The organism is Cupriavidus sp. TMH.W2 (genome assembly GCF_050847365.1).
Lineage (GTDB): Bacteria > Pseudomonadota > Gammaproteobacteria > Burkholderiales > Burkholderiaceae > Cupriavidus.
In genome coordinates, this window is record NZ_CP193793.1 from 139,166 (window position 1) to 154,656 (window position 15,491).

Below are 15,491 nucleotides of genomic sequence, written 5' to 3' on the forward strand. Positions count from 1 at the left end.
GCAACCCAATCATCAGGAGACAAACATGGCTCGCAAACTGAGCATCAAGCTGGCGATCAACGAGGCGATCGACCAGGAAATGACCCGCGATCCCAGCGTCATCATGCTGGGCGAAGACATCGTCGGCGGCGCCGGCGCGGACGGCGAGAAGGACGCCTGGGGCGGCGTGCTGGGCGTGACCAAGGGCCTGTACGCCAAGCATGGCGACCGGCTGCTGGACACGCCCCTGTCCGAATCCGCCTACGTGGGCGCCGCCATTGGCGCCGCGGCCTGCGGCATGCGCCCGATCGCCGAGCTGATGTTCATCGACTTCATGGGCGTTTGCTTCGACCAGATCTTCAACCAGGCGGCCAAGTTCCGCTACATGTTCGGCGGCAAGGCCGAGACCCCGGTGGTGATCCGCGCCATGGTCGGCGCCGGTTTTCGCGCGGCCGCGCAGCACAGCCAGATGCTGACGCCGTTGTTCACGCATATCCCCGGCCTGAAGGTGGTGTGCCCGTCCACGCCGTACGACACCAAGGGCCTGCTGATCCAGGCGATCCGCGACAACGACCCGGTGATCTTCTGCGAGCACAAGAACCTCTACGGGCTGGAAGGGGAAGTACCGGAAGGCGCGTACGCCATTCCGTTCGGCGAGGCCAATATCGTGCGCGACGGCAAGGACGTGTCGATCGTCACTTACGGGCTGATGGTGCATCGCGCGCTGGAAGCGGCGGCGACGCTGGCCAGGGAAGGCATCGAGGCCGAGGTCGTCGACCTGCGCACGCTCTCGCCGCTGGACATGGACACGGTGCTGGAGTCGGTCGAGAACACCGGCCGGCTGGTGGTGGTCGACGAGGCCAGCCCGCGCTGCAATATCGCCACCGATATCTCGGCGCAGGTCGCGCAGCAGGCCTTCGGCGCGCTCAAGGCCGGCATCGAGATGGTGTGCCCGCCGCATACGCCCGTGCCGTTCTCGCCCACGCTGGAGGACCTGTATATCCCCAGCGCCGCGCAGATCGTGGCTGCCGCGCGCAAGACCATGAAGGGAGGCAAGCACTGATGGCAACCGCACTTTCCCCCACGATTACCCCGATCGTGATGCCCAAGTGGGGTCTGTCGATGAAGGAAGGCACGGTCAATGCCTGGCTGGTCGACGAAGGCACCGAGATTACCGTGGGCATGCCGATCCTGGATGTGGAAACCGACAAGATCGCCAATGCGGTGGAGGCGCCCGACGCGGGCACGCTGCGCCGCAAGGTGGCGCAGGCCGGCGACGTGCTGCCGGTGAAAGCGCTGCTGGGCGTGCTGGCACCTGCGGAGGTGAGCGATGCGCAAATCGATGACTATGTCGCGGCTTATGAAACGCCGGCGGACGACGGTGGCGAAGAGGACGCCGCTGCCGCGTACCACTTTGCCGACGTCGACGGCATCCGGGTCCGCTATGCCCGCAAGGGTGACGGCGTCCAGACCGTGCTCTTCATCCACGGATTCGGCGGAGACCTGGACAACTGGCTGTTCAACCTCGACCCCCTGGCCGACGCGTACACCGTTGTGGCGCTTGACCTGCCCGGCCATGGACAGTCGTCGCCGCGGCTCGCGGGCACGACGCTGGCGCAGATGGCCGGCTTTGTAGCGCGCTTCATGGACGAAACCGGGATCGGGGCGGCGCACGTGGTCGGCCACTCGATGGGCGGCGGCGTGGCCGCGCAACTGGCGGTCGATGCCCCGCAGCGGGTGCTGTCGGTGGCGCTGGTGTCGCCGGTGGGCTTTGGCGAGGCCGTCAACAGCGGCTATACCGATGGCTTCGTCAACGCGCAATCGCGGCGCGAGCTCAAGCCCGTGGTCGAGCTGCTGTTTGCCGAGCCGGGACTGGTCAGCCGCCAGATGCTGGACGACCTGCTGCGCTACAAGCGGCTGGACGGCGTCACCGAGGCATTGACGGCACTGGGGCAGGGCCTCTTCGGCGGAGACCGCCAGAGCGAGCAGCCCGGCCAGCGGCTGGCCGGCAGCGGCAAGCGCGTGCTGGTGGTGTGGGGTGGGCAGGACCAGATCATCCCCGCCACGCACGCCGAAGCCGCACCGCCGGGCGCAACCGTCAAGGTCTTCGCCGATGCCGGCCATATGAGCCAGATGGAGAAGGCCAATGACTTCAATGCGCTGCTGAAGACGCACCTGGCCGGCTGATGCCGCGCGCGGACGGTGCCGCCGTGCGCCGTCCGCGCTGCCAGCCTGCTTCGATCGACTCACCACAGGACACCCCGTGACCACAGACCTGAAATCCCGCCTAGCGGAGATCAACAAACAATTCGGCGCGCTCGGCCAGGCCCAGCCCGCCGCCATGAGCGCCTTCCAGGGCGTGATGAAGGCTGCCACCCAGGAAGGCAGCCTGCCGGCTGCAGTCAAGGAGCTGGTGGCCGTTGCGCTGGCCGTGCAGAAGGGCTGCGACGACTGCGTGCTGTTCCACACCAGCCAGGCGCTGCGCCATCGCGCAACCCGCGAGCAGCTGGCCGAAGTGCTGGCCATCAATATCGAGATGGGAGGCGGACCCGGCGCCATGTATGCGTCGAAGGCGCTGGCGTACTTCGATGCGCTCAACGGCTAGTATTGCTAGACTCGGCGCGTTGCCATCCCAAGGCAGGTGCCATCCGATGCCGTTTGAACTTGTCGAGACAGCAGGTGCGGACCACGCGGGCAGCGACCCGCTGCAGGATGAGCTGGCCTTGCTCAACCTCGCGGCGCAGGGCCGGCAGGTGGCGCAACTGTGGGAGGCGCCGCTGTCGCTGGTGGTGCCGCGCACCTACCTGCGCCATGCGGCGCTTGAAAGCGCGCGCGCCGACTTCGCGCAGCAGGGGTGCCCGGTATTCCTGCGCATGTCCGGGGGTGGCCTGGTGCCGCAGGGTCCCGGCATCCTCAACCTGAGCCTGGCCTACGCCGTGGCCCGGCCTCCGGGTGCGCTCAGCGACGCGGTCTACCTGCATCTGTGCCAGGTCATCGGCGAGGCCCTGCAAACGCTCGGCGTCGACACGCACTGGCAGGCAGTGGCCGGCTCCTTCTGCGACGGCCGCTACAACCTGGCCTGGGGCCCGCCCGACACCGCGCGCAAGATCGCCGGCACGGCCCAGTACTGGCGGCGCGCGCCTGCCGCCATGCAATCGGCCGACGGCCAGCGCCACCTGGTGCTGGCCCATGCGGTGCTGCTGGTCAGCGCCGACCCCGTGCAGATCAACGCGCGTGCCAATGCCTTCGAAGCGGCCATCGACAGTGACCGGCGCTATGACGCCGGCAAGGTCGTCAGCATACGCGAGGCGCTGCTGGCCGGCGGGCGCGCGGTGGACGATGATGGCGCGCTGATGGCGCAGGTCGCGGTTGCCCTGCGACGAAGCGTCAGCCAGACGCCGCCGCCGATCTAGTGTTCTGCCCCGCCCCCCGGCAGGAAGCGGATGTCGCCATACCAGGCGCGGGCGGTGGTATTGGTGTTGTCCGTGTCGGTCATGATGCCGTAGGCCTTGATCTGGCCCGGCGGTTCGTGGAACACCCGCTCATAGTCCTGCGCGACATTGCGGCGCAGGTCTTGCCATTTGCCGGCATCGTCCGCGCCGGATACCACGATCATCTGCACGCGGCGGGTATGCGGATTGGGAATGACGCTGCCGGGCGCGGCGCTGGTCGACCAGATATACATCAGCGTGGCGTAAGGCAGTTCCTCGCCGGCCAGGGTCTTTGCCAGTCGCATCATGATGCGGTCGCCCAGCGAAAGCTTGCGCTTGTCGCCATCGAAGAAGAACACCAGGCGCGCGGGCGCATCCTCATGCGCGCCGTCGCGGTTATCGGCGCCGGGAATCGCGCCTTCGGCTTTCCAGCGCCAGGCCACCACCGGGGTGCGGGACAGATCCACGTTGCCTGCATGCATCAGCGCCGAGGCGGAATGGTTGGCGTCGGCCTGGAGCACCGTGGTGCTGCCATCCGCCACCAGTTGATAGTCGGTCCTGGCCTTGCCTTGGGCGACCGGCAGATTATTCCAGTCCGGCGGCAATGGGCCGCCCGGCTTGCGCGCGGCAATGGCGAGCCCCGGCATGCTGCTTTGTGCCGGCGCGGGAAGCGAGCCAAGCAGCAGCGTGGCACACAGGGCAATACGCAGGGCGGACAGGGTCGTCATGGCTGGGCGCTGCCGTTGTTTGCTGGTTTGCCTGATGCCAGCTGGGGCGCGCCCAAAAAAATCGCGGCCCACATGGGGCCGCAAATCGGGAATGCGAGGAGTGTTACTATCCTCAGGAGACGTTATCGGCGCAAAACGGCTACCCGAGACCCCCCTTCGGTGGGGTCCATCGATCACAGCGATGGCTGCGAGTCGCCGCTTATGCGATGAGATAGGTCGAACGCGGATCCGGATTGATGGCCGCGCGCAGTCTTCTGACATTGGCTTCCAGTTCGGCATGGGCGGCATCGAGCCAGTCGACGCGATGCCGCACCGGATCCTTGGCTGAGAGGGCACTGGCCGCGACCTCGCGCAGGAAGTAGCGCACCATGCTGCCGGCGCGCGCCGGGACCGGCATCATCCCCAGCAACTGGTGCCCAGCCAGCAGCCGGAGGCTGACTGCATGCCGCAGTCCGGCCCAGGCGGTACGGCCGAGGGCGATGTACAGCGCGTCAGTGCGCATCTGCCGCACAGCGCCCAGGAACTGGGTCTCGAAGACTTCGCGCAACATCGGCACATCCTGCAATTCCTCCAGGGAGCCGTCGAACGCCAGGCCGCGCCGCGTCGTGGCATGCGGCAGCAAGGCGAGTGGCTGCAGGCGCTCGAAGCCGTCGTTCCACAAGGCCGCGGCGTGCGGCAGGCCGACCAGTTCCGGCACGCGGAAGTGGTCGAGCATGCGGATCAGGTTGGGCCGCACCAGCTTGCCGCCCAGTTCGACGCGGCGCTTGTTCTCGCGCTGGATCACGCGGCCGGGCGCACGCGTGCGCATCAGTTCTTCGGTGACGGCGGCGGCCAGACGCACATGGGCATGGCCGGGCGTGGTGCTGACCAGCACCAGGGGCGCCTGGGCGTTCAGGTATTCGCAAGGCACGTAGTGCATGGCATAAGTGCTGTCCTGCGCCACGACGACCGGTTTGGCAATGACGCCGGCTGCGCCCGCAAGTCGCAGCTGCGCGCAATACGCTTCAATAAAGTTGGACAAGGCAACCCCCGCTCGCTTCGGTATGTAAGCATTTTTTTTATTTTTGTGCTTTCCGTTCATGGTAAGTCGGCGATGCATGGCAGGCCAAGCGCCCGGCCCTGGTTTAGGCGGAATGCGGCGAATCCTTGGTGCGCCGGCCAACACATCTGGTGGGGCTGCCCCCGAACGAGCGGACCAGAAACCGGATTTCGCGGCGAATACGGTACTGTTGCGCCCGCGTCAGCACGATGACACCGCGACGGGGGCCGGAAAGAAAAAACCGGACACGACTGTGTCCGGTCAATCCATTTGCTGACTCCGGCCGTGTCAGAACCTGAGTTCATAAATGGTAACGATTATCATTATGGTTTGCAGCCCACCAACAGTGGCCGGGTTTTGTGGGCTCAGGCAATCGAGGTCTGGATGGAGAATTGTCCGGACAAAGTCTTGTGCACCGGGCAGCGGTTGGCCACGCGCAGCAGGTCGTCGAGGATCTGGGGTGTAAGCTCCCCGCCGACCCTGACCTCGCGGTTCATCGTATAAGTGCCGTTCGCTTCCTCGTGGCCGACGGACACGTGGATCTCGGTGACGGCGTAGCCCTTGCGCTTGGCGTACAGCTGCAAGGTCAGGGTGGTGCAAGCCGCCAGGGCCGAGTCCAGCAGGTCATGCGGATTCGGATATTTGGTGTCGCCGCCGGCCGAAGCGTCCAGGTCGGCCTGCCACTCGGCCGTGCCGTTGGTCAGGTGGCAGATGCTGTTGCCCTGGCTTGGCTTCCATGTCGCTTGGATAGTCATCGAACGTTCCCTTCTATAAGAGAGCGGCCCAGCGGGCCGGAACGGCCATTCTATAAGCAGCGCTGCTCCATGGCGGAGGCATCGAAAGGGGCACTTTCCAGGCAATTTGGCTTTTTCCCGAGAAACCCCTTGCCAACCCCGCTGCGCTCGCATATTATTCGCCCCCTCGCAACACAACGCAGCGCTGCAAAGCAGACGGGGCAAGGGTTGCGGGGTTGACCGGAAGGTTGGTGCAGCGAAGTTTGCAGTGCCGGCCGCAGCAAAAAAAGATTGCTGAAACGGTTGACGAAACGAAGAAAGCTCTGCATAATCTCGTTTCTCTGCTGCAGACAACGCAGCGACGCAAACGGCAAAGCCGGTAGCGCAGTTCTTTAACAAACAAACAACCGATAAGTGTGGGCGCTGGGTAGCGGACGCCGCTGTCTTCGGACAGTGATGCTTCACAAGTTATACAGTGCTCGCACAGCAAAACGTGACTGGATCTTCGGATCTGGTCAGTCAGTTTTCTGAGAGTGAGCGACCGCTCGAAAGAGCGAGGGAGCCGCGAGGCTTCCACACAGAGATTGAACTGAAGAGTTTGATCCTGGCTCAGATTGAACGCTGGCGGCATGCCTTACACATGCAAGTCGAACGGCAGCACGGGCTTCGGCCTGGTGGCGAGTGGCGAACGGGTGAGTAATACATCGGAACGTGCCCTGTAGTGGGGGATAACTAGTCGAAAGATTAGCTAATACCGCATACGACCTGAGGGTGAAAGCGGGGGACCGCAAGGCCTCGCGCTACAGGAGCGGCCGATGTCTGATTAGCTAGTTGGTGGGGTAAAAGCCTACCAAGGCGACGATCAGTAGCTGGTCTGAGAGGACGATCAGCCACACTGGGACTGAGACACGGCCCAGACTCCTACGGGAGGCAGCAGTGGGGAATTTTGGACAATGGGGGCAACCCTGATCCAGCAATGCCGCGTGTGTGAAGAAGGCCTTCGGGTTGTAAAGCACTTTTGTCCGGAAAGAAATGGCTCTGGTTAATACCTGGGGTCGATGACGGTACCGGAAGAATAAGCACCGGCTAACTACGTGCCAGCAGCCGCGGTAATACGTAGGGTGCGAGCGTTAATCGGAATTACTGGGCGTAAAGCGTGCGCAGGCGGTTTTGTAAGACAGGCGTGAAATCCCCGAGCTCAACTTGGGAATGGCGCTTGTGACTGCAAGGCTAGAGTATGTCAGAGGGGGGTAGAATTCCACGTGTAGCAGTGAAATGCGTAGAGATGTGGAGGAATACCGATGGCGAAGGCAGCCCCCTGGGACGTCACTGACGCTCATGCACGAAAGCGTGGGGAGCAAACAGGATTAGATACCCTGGTAGTCCACGCCCTAAACGATGTCAACTAGTTGTTGGGGATTCATTTCTTCAGTAACGTAGCTAACGCGTGAAGTTGACCGCCTGGGGAGTACGGTCGCAAGATTAAAACTCAAAGGAATTGACGGGGACCCGCACAAGCGGTGGATGATGTGGATTAATTCGATGCAACGCGAAAAACCTTACCTACCCTTGACATGCCACTAACGAAGCAGAGATGCATCAGGTGCCCGAAAGGGAAAGTGGACACAGGTGCTGCATGGCTGTCGTCAGCTCGTGTCGTGAGATGTTGGGTTAAGTCCCGCAACGAGCGCAACCCTTGTCTCTAGTTGCTACGAAAGGGCACTCTAGAGAGACTGCCGGTGACAAACCGGAGGAAGGTGGGGATGACGTCAAGTCCTCATGGCCCTTATGGGTAGGGCTTCACACGTCATACAATGGTGCGTACAGAGGGTTGCCAACCCGCGAGGGGGAGCTAATCCCAGAAAACGCATCGTAGTCCGGATCGTAGTCTGCAACTCGACTACGTGAAGCTGGAATCGCTAGTAATCGCGGATCAGCATGCCGCGGTGAATACGTTCCCGGGTCTTGTACACACCGCCCGTCACACCATGGGAGTGGGTTTTGCCAGAAGTAGTTAGCCTAACCGCAAGGAGGGCGATTACCACGGCAGGGTTCATGACTGGGGTGAAGTCGTAACAAGGTAGCCGTATCGGAAGGTGCGGCTGGATCACCTCCTTTCTAGAGGCTTGTGTCTCAAGCCTAGCGTTCACACTTATCGGTTTGTTTGCTGTTACAGCCAAGGGTCTGTAGCTCAGGTGGTTAGAGCACCGTCTTGATAAGGCGGGGGTCGTAGGTTCAAGTCCTACCAGACCCACCAAGTTATCCGGAAGGGGGATTAGCTCAGCTGGGAGAGCACCTGCTTTGCAAGCAGGGGGTCGTCGGTTCGATCCCGTCATCCTCCACCATCACTTACGAGTGAGCCTGGTACCTTGGATTGGTGGTCAAATGCAAGCGCTTAGCCTTGAGCGTTTGCATTTGGCATTGCCAAGCGATCTGATGATCGGCTGTTCTTTAACAATATGGGATGTAGTAAAGGTGTCGCGAAGCGTTGATGAGACGCTGCAGTACAAAACGCGATACCGGGTTGTGATTGTATCAACCAAAATGTATTTAAGTGATCGAAAGATGACTTGGAATACGGCACAAATGCGAGAACTCATCCTGTAGCGACGTTTCGAGCAATCGAGACACACTCGTTATAGGGTCAAGCGAACAAGTGCATGTGGTGGATGCCTTGGCGATCACAGGCGATGAAGGACGCGGTAGCCTGCGAAAAGCTTCGGGGAGCTGGCAAACAAGCTTTGATCCGGAGATGTCCGAATGGGGAAACCCGGCCCGTATGGGTCATCCCACACTGAATCCATAGGTGTGGGAAGCGAACGCGGCGAACTGAAACATCTAAGTAGCTGCAGGAACAGAAATCAACCGAGATTCCCAAAGTAGTGGCGAACGAAATGGGAAGAGCCTTGTACTCTTTAGCAGTGGTGTTAGCAGAACGGGATGGAAAGCCCGGCCCTAGCAGGTGATAGCCCTGTATGCGAAAGCACGATTGTGGAACTAGGTGTACGACAAGTAGGGCGGGACACGTGAAATCCTGTCTGAAGATGGGGGGACCATCCTCCAAGGCTAAATACTCGTGATCGACCGATAGTGAACCAGTACCGTGAGGGAAAGGCGAAAAGAACCCCGGGAGGGGAGTGAAATAGATCCTGAAACCGCATGCATACAAACAGTCGGAGCCTGGCAACGGGTGACGGCGTACCTTTTGTATAATGGGTCAGCGACTTACATTCAGTGGCAAGCTTAACCGATTAGGGAAGGCGTAGCGAAAGCGAGTCCGAACAGGGCGTTGAGTCGCTGGGTGTAGACCCGAAACCAGATGATCTATCCATGGCCAGGTTGAAGGTGCGGTAACACGTACTGGAGGACCGAACCCACTAACGTTGAAAAGTTAGGGGATGAGCTGTGGATAGGGGTGAAAGGCTAAACAAATCTGGAAATAGCTGGTTCTCTCCGAAAACTATTTAGGTAGTGCCTCGTGTGTCACCTTCGGGGGTAGAGCACTGTCATGGTTGGGGGGTCTATTGCTGATTACCCCGCCATAGCAAACTCCGAATACCGAAGAGTGCAATCACGGGAGACAGACATCGGGTGCTAACGTCCGGTGTCAAGAGGGAAACAACCCAGACCGCCAGCTAAGGTCCCCAAGATTGGCTAAGTGGGAAACGAAGTGGGAAGGCTAAAACAGTCAGGAGGTTGGCTTAGAAGCAGCCACCCTTTAAAGAAAGCGTAATAGCTCACTGATCGAGTCGTCCTGCGCGGAAGATGTAACGGGGCTAAGCCAGTCACCGAAGCTGCGGACGCACAGCAATGTGCGTGGTAGGAGAGCGTTCTGTAAGCCTGTGAAGGTGTCTTGTAAAGGATGCTGGAGGTATCAGAAGTGCGAATGCTGACATGAGTAGCGATAAAGGGGGTGAAAGGCCCCCTCGCCGTAAGCCCAAGGTTTCCTACGCAACGTTCATCGGCGTAGGGTGAGTCGGCCCCTAAGGCGAGGCAGAGATGCGTAGCTGATGGGAAGCAGGTTAATATTCCTGCACCGTCGTATGATGCGATGGGGGGACGGATCGCGGAAGGTTGTCCGGGTGTTGGAAGTCCCGGTCCCTGCATTGGAGAAGGCGCTTTGGCAAATCCGGGCGCGGGATTCAAGGATGCGGGGCGAGCGGCCTAGTGCTGCGAAGCAATTGGAAGTGGTTCCAAGAAAAGCCTCTAAGCTTCAGTCATACGAGACCGTACCGCAAACCGACACAGGTGGGCGAGATGAGTATTCTAAGGCGCTTGAGAGAACTCGGGAGAAGGAACTCGGCAAATTGGTACCGTAACTTCGGGATAAGGTACGCCCTGGTAGCTTGACTGGCCTGCGCCAGAAGGGTGAAGGGGTTGCAATAAAATGGTGGCTGCGACTGTTTAATAAAAACACAGCACTCTGCAAACACGAAAGTGGACGTATAGGGTGTGACGCCTGCCCGGTGCCGGAAGATTAAATGATGGGGTGCAAGCTCTTGATTGAAGTCCCGGTAAACGGCGGCCGTAACTATAACGGTCCTAAGGTAGCGAAATTCCTTGTCGGGTAAGTTCCGACCTGCACGAATGGCGTAACGATGGCCACACTGTCTCCTCCCGAGACTCAGCGAAGTTGAAGTGTTTGTGATGATGCAATCTCCCCGCGGCTAGACGGAAAGACCCCATGAACCTTTACTGTAGCTTTGCATTGGACTTTGAACCGATCTGTGTAGGATAGGTGGGAGGCTTTGAAGCGTGGACGCTAGTTCACGTGGAGCCGTCCTTGAAATACCACCCTGGTTTGTTTGAGGTTCTAACCTTGACCCGTGAATCCGGGTCGGGGACAGTGCATGGTAGGCAGTTTGACTGGGGCGGTCTCCTCCCAAAGTGTAACGGAGGAGTTCGAAGGTACGCTTGGTACGGTCGGACATCGTACCTAAAGTGCAATGGCAAAAGCGTGCTTAACTGCGAGACCGACAAGTCGAGCAGGTGCGAAAGCAGGACATAGTGATCCGGTGGTTCTGAATGGAAGGGCCATCGCTCAACGGATAAAAGGTACTCTGGGGATAACAGGCTGATACCGCCCAAGAGTTCATATCGACGGCGGTGTTTGGCACCTCGATGTCGGCTCATCTCATCCTGGGGCTGTAGCCGGTCCCAAGGGTATGGCTGTTCGCCATTTAAAGAGGTACGTGAGCTGGGTTTAAAACGTCGTGAGACAGTTTGGTCCCTATCTGCCGTGGGCGTTGGAATCTTGACGGGGGCTGCTCCTAGTACGAGAGGACCGGAGTGGACGTACCGCTGGTGTACCTGTTGTCTCGCCAGAGGCATCGCAGGGTAGCTATGTACGGAAGAGATAACCGCTGAAAGCATCTAAGCGGGAAACTCGCCTGAAGATGAGGATTCCCTGGCGGCTTGACCGCCTTGAAGGGTCGTTCGAGACCAGGACGTTGATAGGCTGGGTGTGGAAGCGCAGTAATGCGTTAAGCTAACCAGTACTAATTGCCCGTAAGGCTTGATCCTATAACCAGTGTGTTTTGCCTGGTGAGCTGATCGCCTTGTGCCACCGATACGCACAACCAAGACTACATCCCTATTCGCAGCGTTGAGCTCAACCTCAGCGCTGCAACCCCTTATGCCTGGTGACCATAGCGAGTTGGAACCACCCCTTCCCATCCCGAACAGGACCGTGAAACGACTTTGCGCCGATGATAGTGCGGATTACCCGTGTGAAAGTAGGTCATCGCCAGGCTCTTATCCCGCAGAACCCCCAGCCCCAAAAGGCTGGGGGTTTTTGCTTTGGCGCGGGGCAAATGCGCCGCTCGCCGTCGCCGTATCGGCGTAACAGCATTACCGCTGTACTTCACTCCATCCATGTCGGCTGACAGCGCCTGGTACCTCTATCTGCTCGAATGCACCGGCGATTCCATCTACACCGGAATCACGACCGATGTCGCACGCCGTTTTGCCGAGCATCAGTCGGGAAAGGGCGCCAAATACACGCGTTCGCGCAAGCCCATCCGCGTGCTGGGACAGCTCCGCTTCGACACGAAGTCCGAGGCGTTGAAGGCGGAAATCGAGATCAAGCGGATGAGTTCGGCACAGAAGCGCGCATTTTGCGCGCAACTCCCGGAGCCGGAACCCGAGTAGCAGCCGACGCAATACAAAACAAAGCGGCCCGTATCGCCATGGCGATACGGGCCGTTTTTTACTACCTGCGTCAGACCACAGTCAGCGTCACGTTGATATTGCCGCGGGTAGCGTTCGAGTACGGGCACACCTGGTGTGCCTGCTCCACCAGCTTCTCCGCAGCCGCGCGCTCGAAGCCCGGCAGCGAGATTTTCATTTCGACCTGGATGCCAAAGCCTTGCGGAATCGGGCCGATGCCGACTGCGCTTTCGATCGAGGCATCGGCGGGCACCGCGATCTTCTGCTGGCCTGCGACGAAGCGCATGGCGCCAATAAAGCAGGCCGCATAACCGGCAGCGAACAATTGTTCCGGATTCAGGCCGTCGCCGGCGCCGCCCATTTCTTTGGGCACCGACAGTTTGGCGTCGAGCCGGCCGTCCGAGGTCACGGCACGGCCGTCGCGGCCGCCGGTGGCAGTGGCATGAGCGGTATAAAGGACTTTTTCGAGTTGCATTTAAGGCTCCGGTTTGGTTGCCCGAGGGGGCGTCAATGCCTGTCGTCAGTCCGGCAGGCTGGAATCGGACCGCGCTTGTTCAAGCGTCGACCGCAGTGCATGCAGGCGCTGCGTCAGGGCCTGGATCTCTTCGACCGGGCACTGCGTGGCGCACAACATCTGTTCAGGAATACGCGCCGCGCGCTGGCGCAGCGTGCGGCCGGCCTCGGTCAGGCCGACCAGCACCCGCCGTTCATCGGCTGCATCACGGGTGCGTGTCACCAGCCGCGCCGCCTCCAGCCGCTTCAGCAGTGGCGTCAGCGTGCCGGAATCCAGCGCCAGCCGGGCGCCGAGCTCCGAGACCGTCAGCGTTTTCGTCTCCCACAACACCAGCATCACCAGATATTGCGGGTAAGTAAGCCCAAGCTCACCTAATAGCGGCTTATAGAGCTTGGTCATGGCCAACGAGCTCGAATACAGCGCAAAGCATAGTTGGTGATCCAGCAGAAGCCAGTCGGTGGTGGGGTCGTCGTCGCGTTCCATGTCGATATATTAGGCGCAATTAGATTGTGCGCAATATAAATTTTGAGTTTTTTGGAAAGTGATTCATGCACCCCTATCGGGGTGCCGAACCTTAAGTCTGTTTTAAGTCTCGGCCATTAGCATGACCGTGTTGCGTCGCATAGTGCCGACGCCTGATGCTCAAAGGAAAGGAACAGGACATGATGCGCCAGACCATTGCTCGCACGGCCGTTGGTATCGCCGCCCTGGCCGCCCTTGGCGGCGGCTACGCCTATCTGCAGAAGGAAGTCATCACGCCGGGATACGCGGCCCCAGCGCCGGTCGCTGCCGCTGCACAGCCGGCGGCCGCCATGGCCATGCCGATGGACTTCTCCAGCATCGTGGCGCAGTACGGGCCCGCGGTGGTCAATATCAGCGTGACCGCGCGCGCGCAGCGCACCGCGGCGCAGATGCCGCAGGGCATCGATCCGGACGACCCGCTGTTCCAGTTCTTCAAGCGCTTCGGGCCGCAGTTCCAGGGTCCGCAGGGCGGGCAGCAGCAACTCGTGCGCGGACTGGGCTCGGGCTTTATCGTCAGCCCCGATGGCCTGATCCTGACCAACGCGCACGTGGTCGACGGCGCGCAGGAAGTCACCGTCAAGCTGACTGACCGCCGCGAGTTCAAGGCCAGGGTGCTCGGCAGCGACCCGCAGACCGACGTTGCGGTGATCCGCATCGATGCCAGGAACCTGCCGACCGTGCGCCTGGGCGATCCTTCGCAGGTGCGCGTGGGCGAGCCGGTGCTGGCGATCGGCTCTCCCTACGGCTTCGAGAATACCGTGACCGCCGGCATCGTCAGCGCCAAGTCGCGCTCGCTGCCGGACGATACCTATGTGCCGTTCATCCAGACCGACGTGGCCGTCAACCCCGGCAACTCGGGCGGCCCGCTGTTCAACCAGCGCGGTGAGGTGGTCGGCATCAACGCGCAGATCTACAGCCAGACCGGCGGCTACCAGGGCTTGTCGTTCGCGATCCCGATCGACGTAGCCACCAAGGTGCAGCAGCAGCTGGTGGCGCATGGCAAGGTCACGCGCGGGCGTCTCGGCATCAGCGTGCAGGAGGTCAACCAGGCGCTGGCCCAATCGTTCGGGCTGCCCAAGCCGGCGGGTGCGCTGGTCAATTCGGTCGAGCCTGACAGCCCGGCCGCGCGCGCGGGCGTCAAGCCGGGCGACGTGATCGTGCAGCTGGACAATGACGTGATCGACCATTCGGGCGACCTGCCCGAGCACGTGGCCGATATCAAGCCGGGCACGCAGACTTCGCTGAAGATCATCCGCAAGGGCCAGCCCATGACCTTGTCGGTCACGGTGGGCACGGCCAAGGACCAGGCGGTGGCGCAGAAGCGCGGCGGCAACGAGGCCAGCGGCCGGCTGGGGCTGGCAGTGCGCCCGCTGACGCCGGCGGAGAAGCGCGATAGCGGCATCGAAGGCGGCCTGGTGGTCGAGGATGTGAGCGGTCCCGCCGCGCGCGTCGGCATCCAGCCGGGCGACGTGATCCTGTCGCTCAACGGCACGCCGATCGCATCGGTCGATCAGCTCAGGACGCTGGTGAGCAAATCGGGCAAGCAGGTGGCACTGCTGGTGCTGCGCGACGATGCGCGCATCTTCATTCCGCTCGATCTGGGCTGACGTCAATGGCTTGCGGCGGACACTGCAGACTGGCCGCAAGCCGTTAACCGGCAAGGCTTTGCCGCCTCCGCGGGCCGTATACCTGCACGTATACCGACACGTATACAAGCAGGGTATACGGCCCGCTAAGCCTTAGTGGAGGCGGGATTCAGCACAACGAACTGCTTACAGAAAGCGCGCCAGCAGGTATCATCTCGACTGCGATGCACGAAGCATGCGGCGGCAGCCCCCGCCGGCCCTGGTTCTGCTGAATCGACAAAGAGGAAGTCTATGCAGTTGGATTTCACCCGCGCCCCGCTGCCGGGTACCGATAGAGCGCGGCGACTGACGTCCACGACGTCCAGCGCCGGCTCCGCGCCGAAGCCCCGACGGCGCAAGAAGATGGTCGCTCCCCACTGGGAGCGTGGCTACCGCTCGCATTTCTACCGCAACGAACGCGGCGACAAGCTTGGCGAAGTGCGCCTGTCCGAGCGCGGCGAGATGCCCGTGGTCTACCACTGGGCCGCCGGCAACTACTCGGGCGCAGAAGGCTCGCTGGCCCACGCCCGCGCGCGCGTGGAAGAGACCATCGGTTTCGGCATGCGCCAGCTGTCGCTGTTCTGAGCAGGTACTTCGCCGGTGCCGCGTCCGCCGGCACTGCGACCCGTCCGCGCCATCGCCTCGCGCGCGGTGCCATCGCTTCTCCCTGATTTCCGCAGTCGTCCCGCAGCAGCCCCATAGCCTGACCCGCAGCCAGCGCAGTCCTGACAGGACCGGTGTCGCCATTCGC

At 61.4% G+C, this 15,491-nt stretch carries 12 protein-coding genes, 2 tRNA genes and 3 rRNA genes; 12 read left to right on the forward strand and 5 right to left on the reverse strand.

Annotation, left to right across the window (positions count from 1 at the left end):
* Nucleotides 1-25: 25 nt before the first annotated feature.
* From ACREYQ_RS18225 to ACREYQ_RS18240, 4 genes are all read left to right on the forward strand, one after another.
* Nucleotides 26-1,042, forward strand: a complete 1,017-nt coding sequence (locus ACREYQ_RS18225; protein WP_432261611.1) for an alpha-ketoacid dehydrogenase subunit beta — start codon at nucleotides 26-28, stop codon at nucleotides 1,040-1,042.
* Nucleotides 1,042-2,166 (forward strand): acetoin dehydrogenase dihydrolipoyllysine-residue acetyltransferase subunit, encoded by a 1,125-nt coding sequence (locus tag ACREYQ_RS18230; protein ID WP_432261612.1) that lies wholly within the window; start codon nucleotides 1,042-1,044, stop codon nucleotides 2,164-2,166. Before ACREYQ_RS18225 ends, ACREYQ_RS18230 begins: the two co-directional genes overlap by 1 nt.
* Nucleotides 2,167-2,242: 76 nt before the next feature.
* Nucleotides 2,243-2,584, forward strand: a complete 342-nt coding sequence (locus tag ACREYQ_RS18235; protein WP_432261613.1) for a carboxymuconolactone decarboxylase family protein — start codon at nucleotides 2,243-2,245, stop codon at nucleotides 2,582-2,584.
* 46 nt (nucleotides 2,585-2,630) lie between these two features.
* Nucleotides 2,631-3,392: a lipoyl protein ligase domain-containing protein gene (locus tag ACREYQ_RS18240; RefSeq protein ID WP_432261614.1), complete on the forward strand. Its 762-nt coding sequence runs from the start codon at nucleotides 2,631-2,633 to the stop codon at nucleotides 3,390-3,392.
* Here ACREYQ_RS18240 and ACREYQ_RS18245 read toward each other — a convergent pair.
* From ACREYQ_RS18245 to ACREYQ_RS18255, 3 genes are all read right to left on the reverse strand, one after another.
* On the reverse strand, nucleotides 3,389-4,138 hold the full coding sequence (locus tag ACREYQ_RS18245; protein WP_432261615.1) for a DUF3047 domain-containing protein: 750 nt from the start codon (nucleotides 4,136-4,138) through the stop codon (nucleotides 3,389-3,391). The genes ACREYQ_RS18240 and ACREYQ_RS18245 overlap by 4 nt on opposite strands.
* 199 nt (nucleotides 4,139-4,337) lie before the next feature.
* Nucleotides 4,338-5,159, reverse strand: coding sequence for a hypothetical protein (locus ACREYQ_RS18250; protein WP_432261616.1), 822 nt, complete (start codon nucleotides 5,157-5,159; stop codon nucleotides 4,338-4,340).
* Nucleotides 5,160-5,542: 383 nt separating this feature from the next.
* Nucleotides 5,543-5,932, reverse strand: coding sequence for an OsmC family protein (locus tag ACREYQ_RS18255; RefSeq protein ID WP_432261617.1), 390 nt, complete (start codon nucleotides 5,930-5,932; stop codon nucleotides 5,543-5,545).
* A 565-nt stretch (nucleotides 5,933-6,497) separates the two neighbouring features.
* On the opposite strand from ACREYQ_RS18255, the gene ACREYQ_RS18260 reads away from it, so the two are divergent.
* The 6 genes from ACREYQ_RS18260 (at nucleotide 6,498) to ACREYQ_RS18285 (ending at nucleotide 12,061) form a co-directional block, all read left to right on the forward strand.
* Nucleotides 6,498-8,029 (forward strand): 16S ribosomal RNA (locus ACREYQ_RS18260).
* A gap of 62 nt (nucleotides 8,030-8,091) precedes the next feature.
* A tRNA-Ile gene (locus ACREYQ_RS18265) sits at nucleotides 8,092-8,168 on the forward strand.
* A gap of 12 nt (nucleotides 8,169-8,180) precedes the next feature.
* A tRNA-Ala gene (locus ACREYQ_RS18270) sits at nucleotides 8,181-8,256 on the forward strand.
* A gap of 297 nt (nucleotides 8,257-8,553) precedes the next feature.
* A 23S ribosomal RNA gene (locus ACREYQ_RS18275) occupies nucleotides 8,554-11,434 on the forward strand.
* 115 nt (nucleotides 11,435-11,549) lie between these two features.
* A 5S ribosomal RNA gene (gene rrf, locus ACREYQ_RS18280) occupies nucleotides 11,550-11,663 on the forward strand.
* Together the 16S, 23S and 5S rRNA genes with 2 tRNA genes alongside form the textbook arrangement of a ribosomal RNA operon.
* Before the next feature lie 122 nt (nucleotides 11,664-11,785).
* On the forward strand, nucleotides 11,786-12,061 hold the full coding sequence (locus ACREYQ_RS18285; RefSeq protein ID WP_432261618.1) for a GIY-YIG nuclease family protein: 276 nt from the start codon (nucleotides 11,786-11,788) through the stop codon (nucleotides 12,059-12,061).
* Between the two features lie 70 nt (nucleotides 12,062-12,131).
* Here ACREYQ_RS18285 and ACREYQ_RS18290 read toward each other — a convergent pair whose 3' ends face one another.
* On the reverse strand, nucleotides 12,132-12,554 hold the full coding sequence (locus ACREYQ_RS18290; RefSeq protein ID WP_432261619.1) for an organic hydroperoxide resistance protein: 423 nt from the start codon (nucleotides 12,552-12,554) through the stop codon (nucleotides 12,132-12,134).
* A 45-nt stretch (nucleotides 12,555-12,599) separates the two neighbouring features.
* On the reverse strand, nucleotides 12,600-13,076 hold the full coding sequence (locus ACREYQ_RS18295; protein ID WP_432261620.1) for a MarR family winged helix-turn-helix transcriptional regulator: 477 nt from the start codon (nucleotides 13,074-13,076) through the stop codon (nucleotides 12,600-12,602).
* A 179-nt stretch (nucleotides 13,077-13,255) separates the two neighbouring features.
* On the opposite strand from ACREYQ_RS18295, the gene ACREYQ_RS18300 reads away from it, so the two are divergent.
* Both ACREYQ_RS18300 and ACREYQ_RS18305 read left to right on the forward strand, forming a co-directional pair.
* Entirely contained in the window at nucleotides 13,256-14,722 is a 1,467-nt protein-coding gene (locus ACREYQ_RS18300) for a DegQ family serine endoprotease (RefSeq protein ID WP_432261621.1), read from the forward strand.
* A gap of 270 nt (nucleotides 14,723-14,992) precedes the next feature.
* Nucleotides 14,993-15,325 carry a hypothetical protein gene (locus tag ACREYQ_RS18305; protein ID WP_432261622.1) on the forward strand — a complete coding sequence of 111 codons (333 nt, stop codon included), beginning with the start codon at nucleotides 14,993-14,995 and terminating at the stop codon, nucleotides 15,323-15,325.
* The last annotated feature ends 166 nt before the right edge of the window (nucleotides 15,326-15,491 follow it).

What these genes read in the sequence shown, in the direction of transcription:
- ACREYQ_RS18225 (WP_432261611.1), top strand. Translation starts at nt 26, where the DNA reads ATGGCTCGCAAACTGAGCATCAAGCTGGCGATCAACGAGGCGATCGAC.
- ACREYQ_RS18230 (WP_432261612.1), top strand. Translation starts at nt 1,042, where the DNA reads ATGGCAACCGCACTTTCCCCCACGATTACCCCGATCGTGATGCCCAAG.
- ACREYQ_RS18240 (WP_432261614.1), top strand. Translation starts at nt 2,631, where the DNA reads ATGCCGTTTGAACTTGTCGAGACAGCAGGTGCGGACCACGCGGGCAGC.
- ACREYQ_RS18245 (WP_432261615.1), bottom strand. Translation starts at nt 4,138, where the DNA reads ATGACGACCCTGTCCGCCCTGCGTATTGCCCTGTGTGCCACGCTGCTG.
- ACREYQ_RS18255 (WP_432261617.1), bottom strand. Translation starts at nt 5,932, where the DNA reads ATGACTATCCAAGCGACATGGAAGCCAAGCCAGGGCAACAGCATCTGC.
- ACREYQ_RS18285 (WP_432261618.1), top strand. Translation starts at nt 11,786, where the DNA reads ATGTCGGCTGACAGCGCCTGGTACCTCTATCTGCTCGAATGCACCGGC.
- ACREYQ_RS18290 (WP_432261619.1), bottom strand. Translation starts at nt 12,554, where the DNA reads ATGCAACTCGAAAAAGTCCTTTATACCGCTCATGCCACTGCCACCGGC.
- ACREYQ_RS18295 (WP_432261620.1), bottom strand. Translation starts at nt 13,076, where the DNA reads ATGGAACGCGACGACGACCCCACCACCGACTGGCTTCTGCTGGATCAC.
- ACREYQ_RS18300 (WP_432261621.1), top strand. Translation starts at nt 13,256, where the DNA reads ATGATGCGCCAGACCATTGCTCGCACGGCCGTTGGTATCGCCGCCCTG.
- ACREYQ_RS18305 (WP_432261622.1), top strand. Translation starts at nt 14,993, where the DNA reads ATGCAGTTGGATTTCACCCGCGCCCCGCTGCCGGGTACCGATAGAGCG.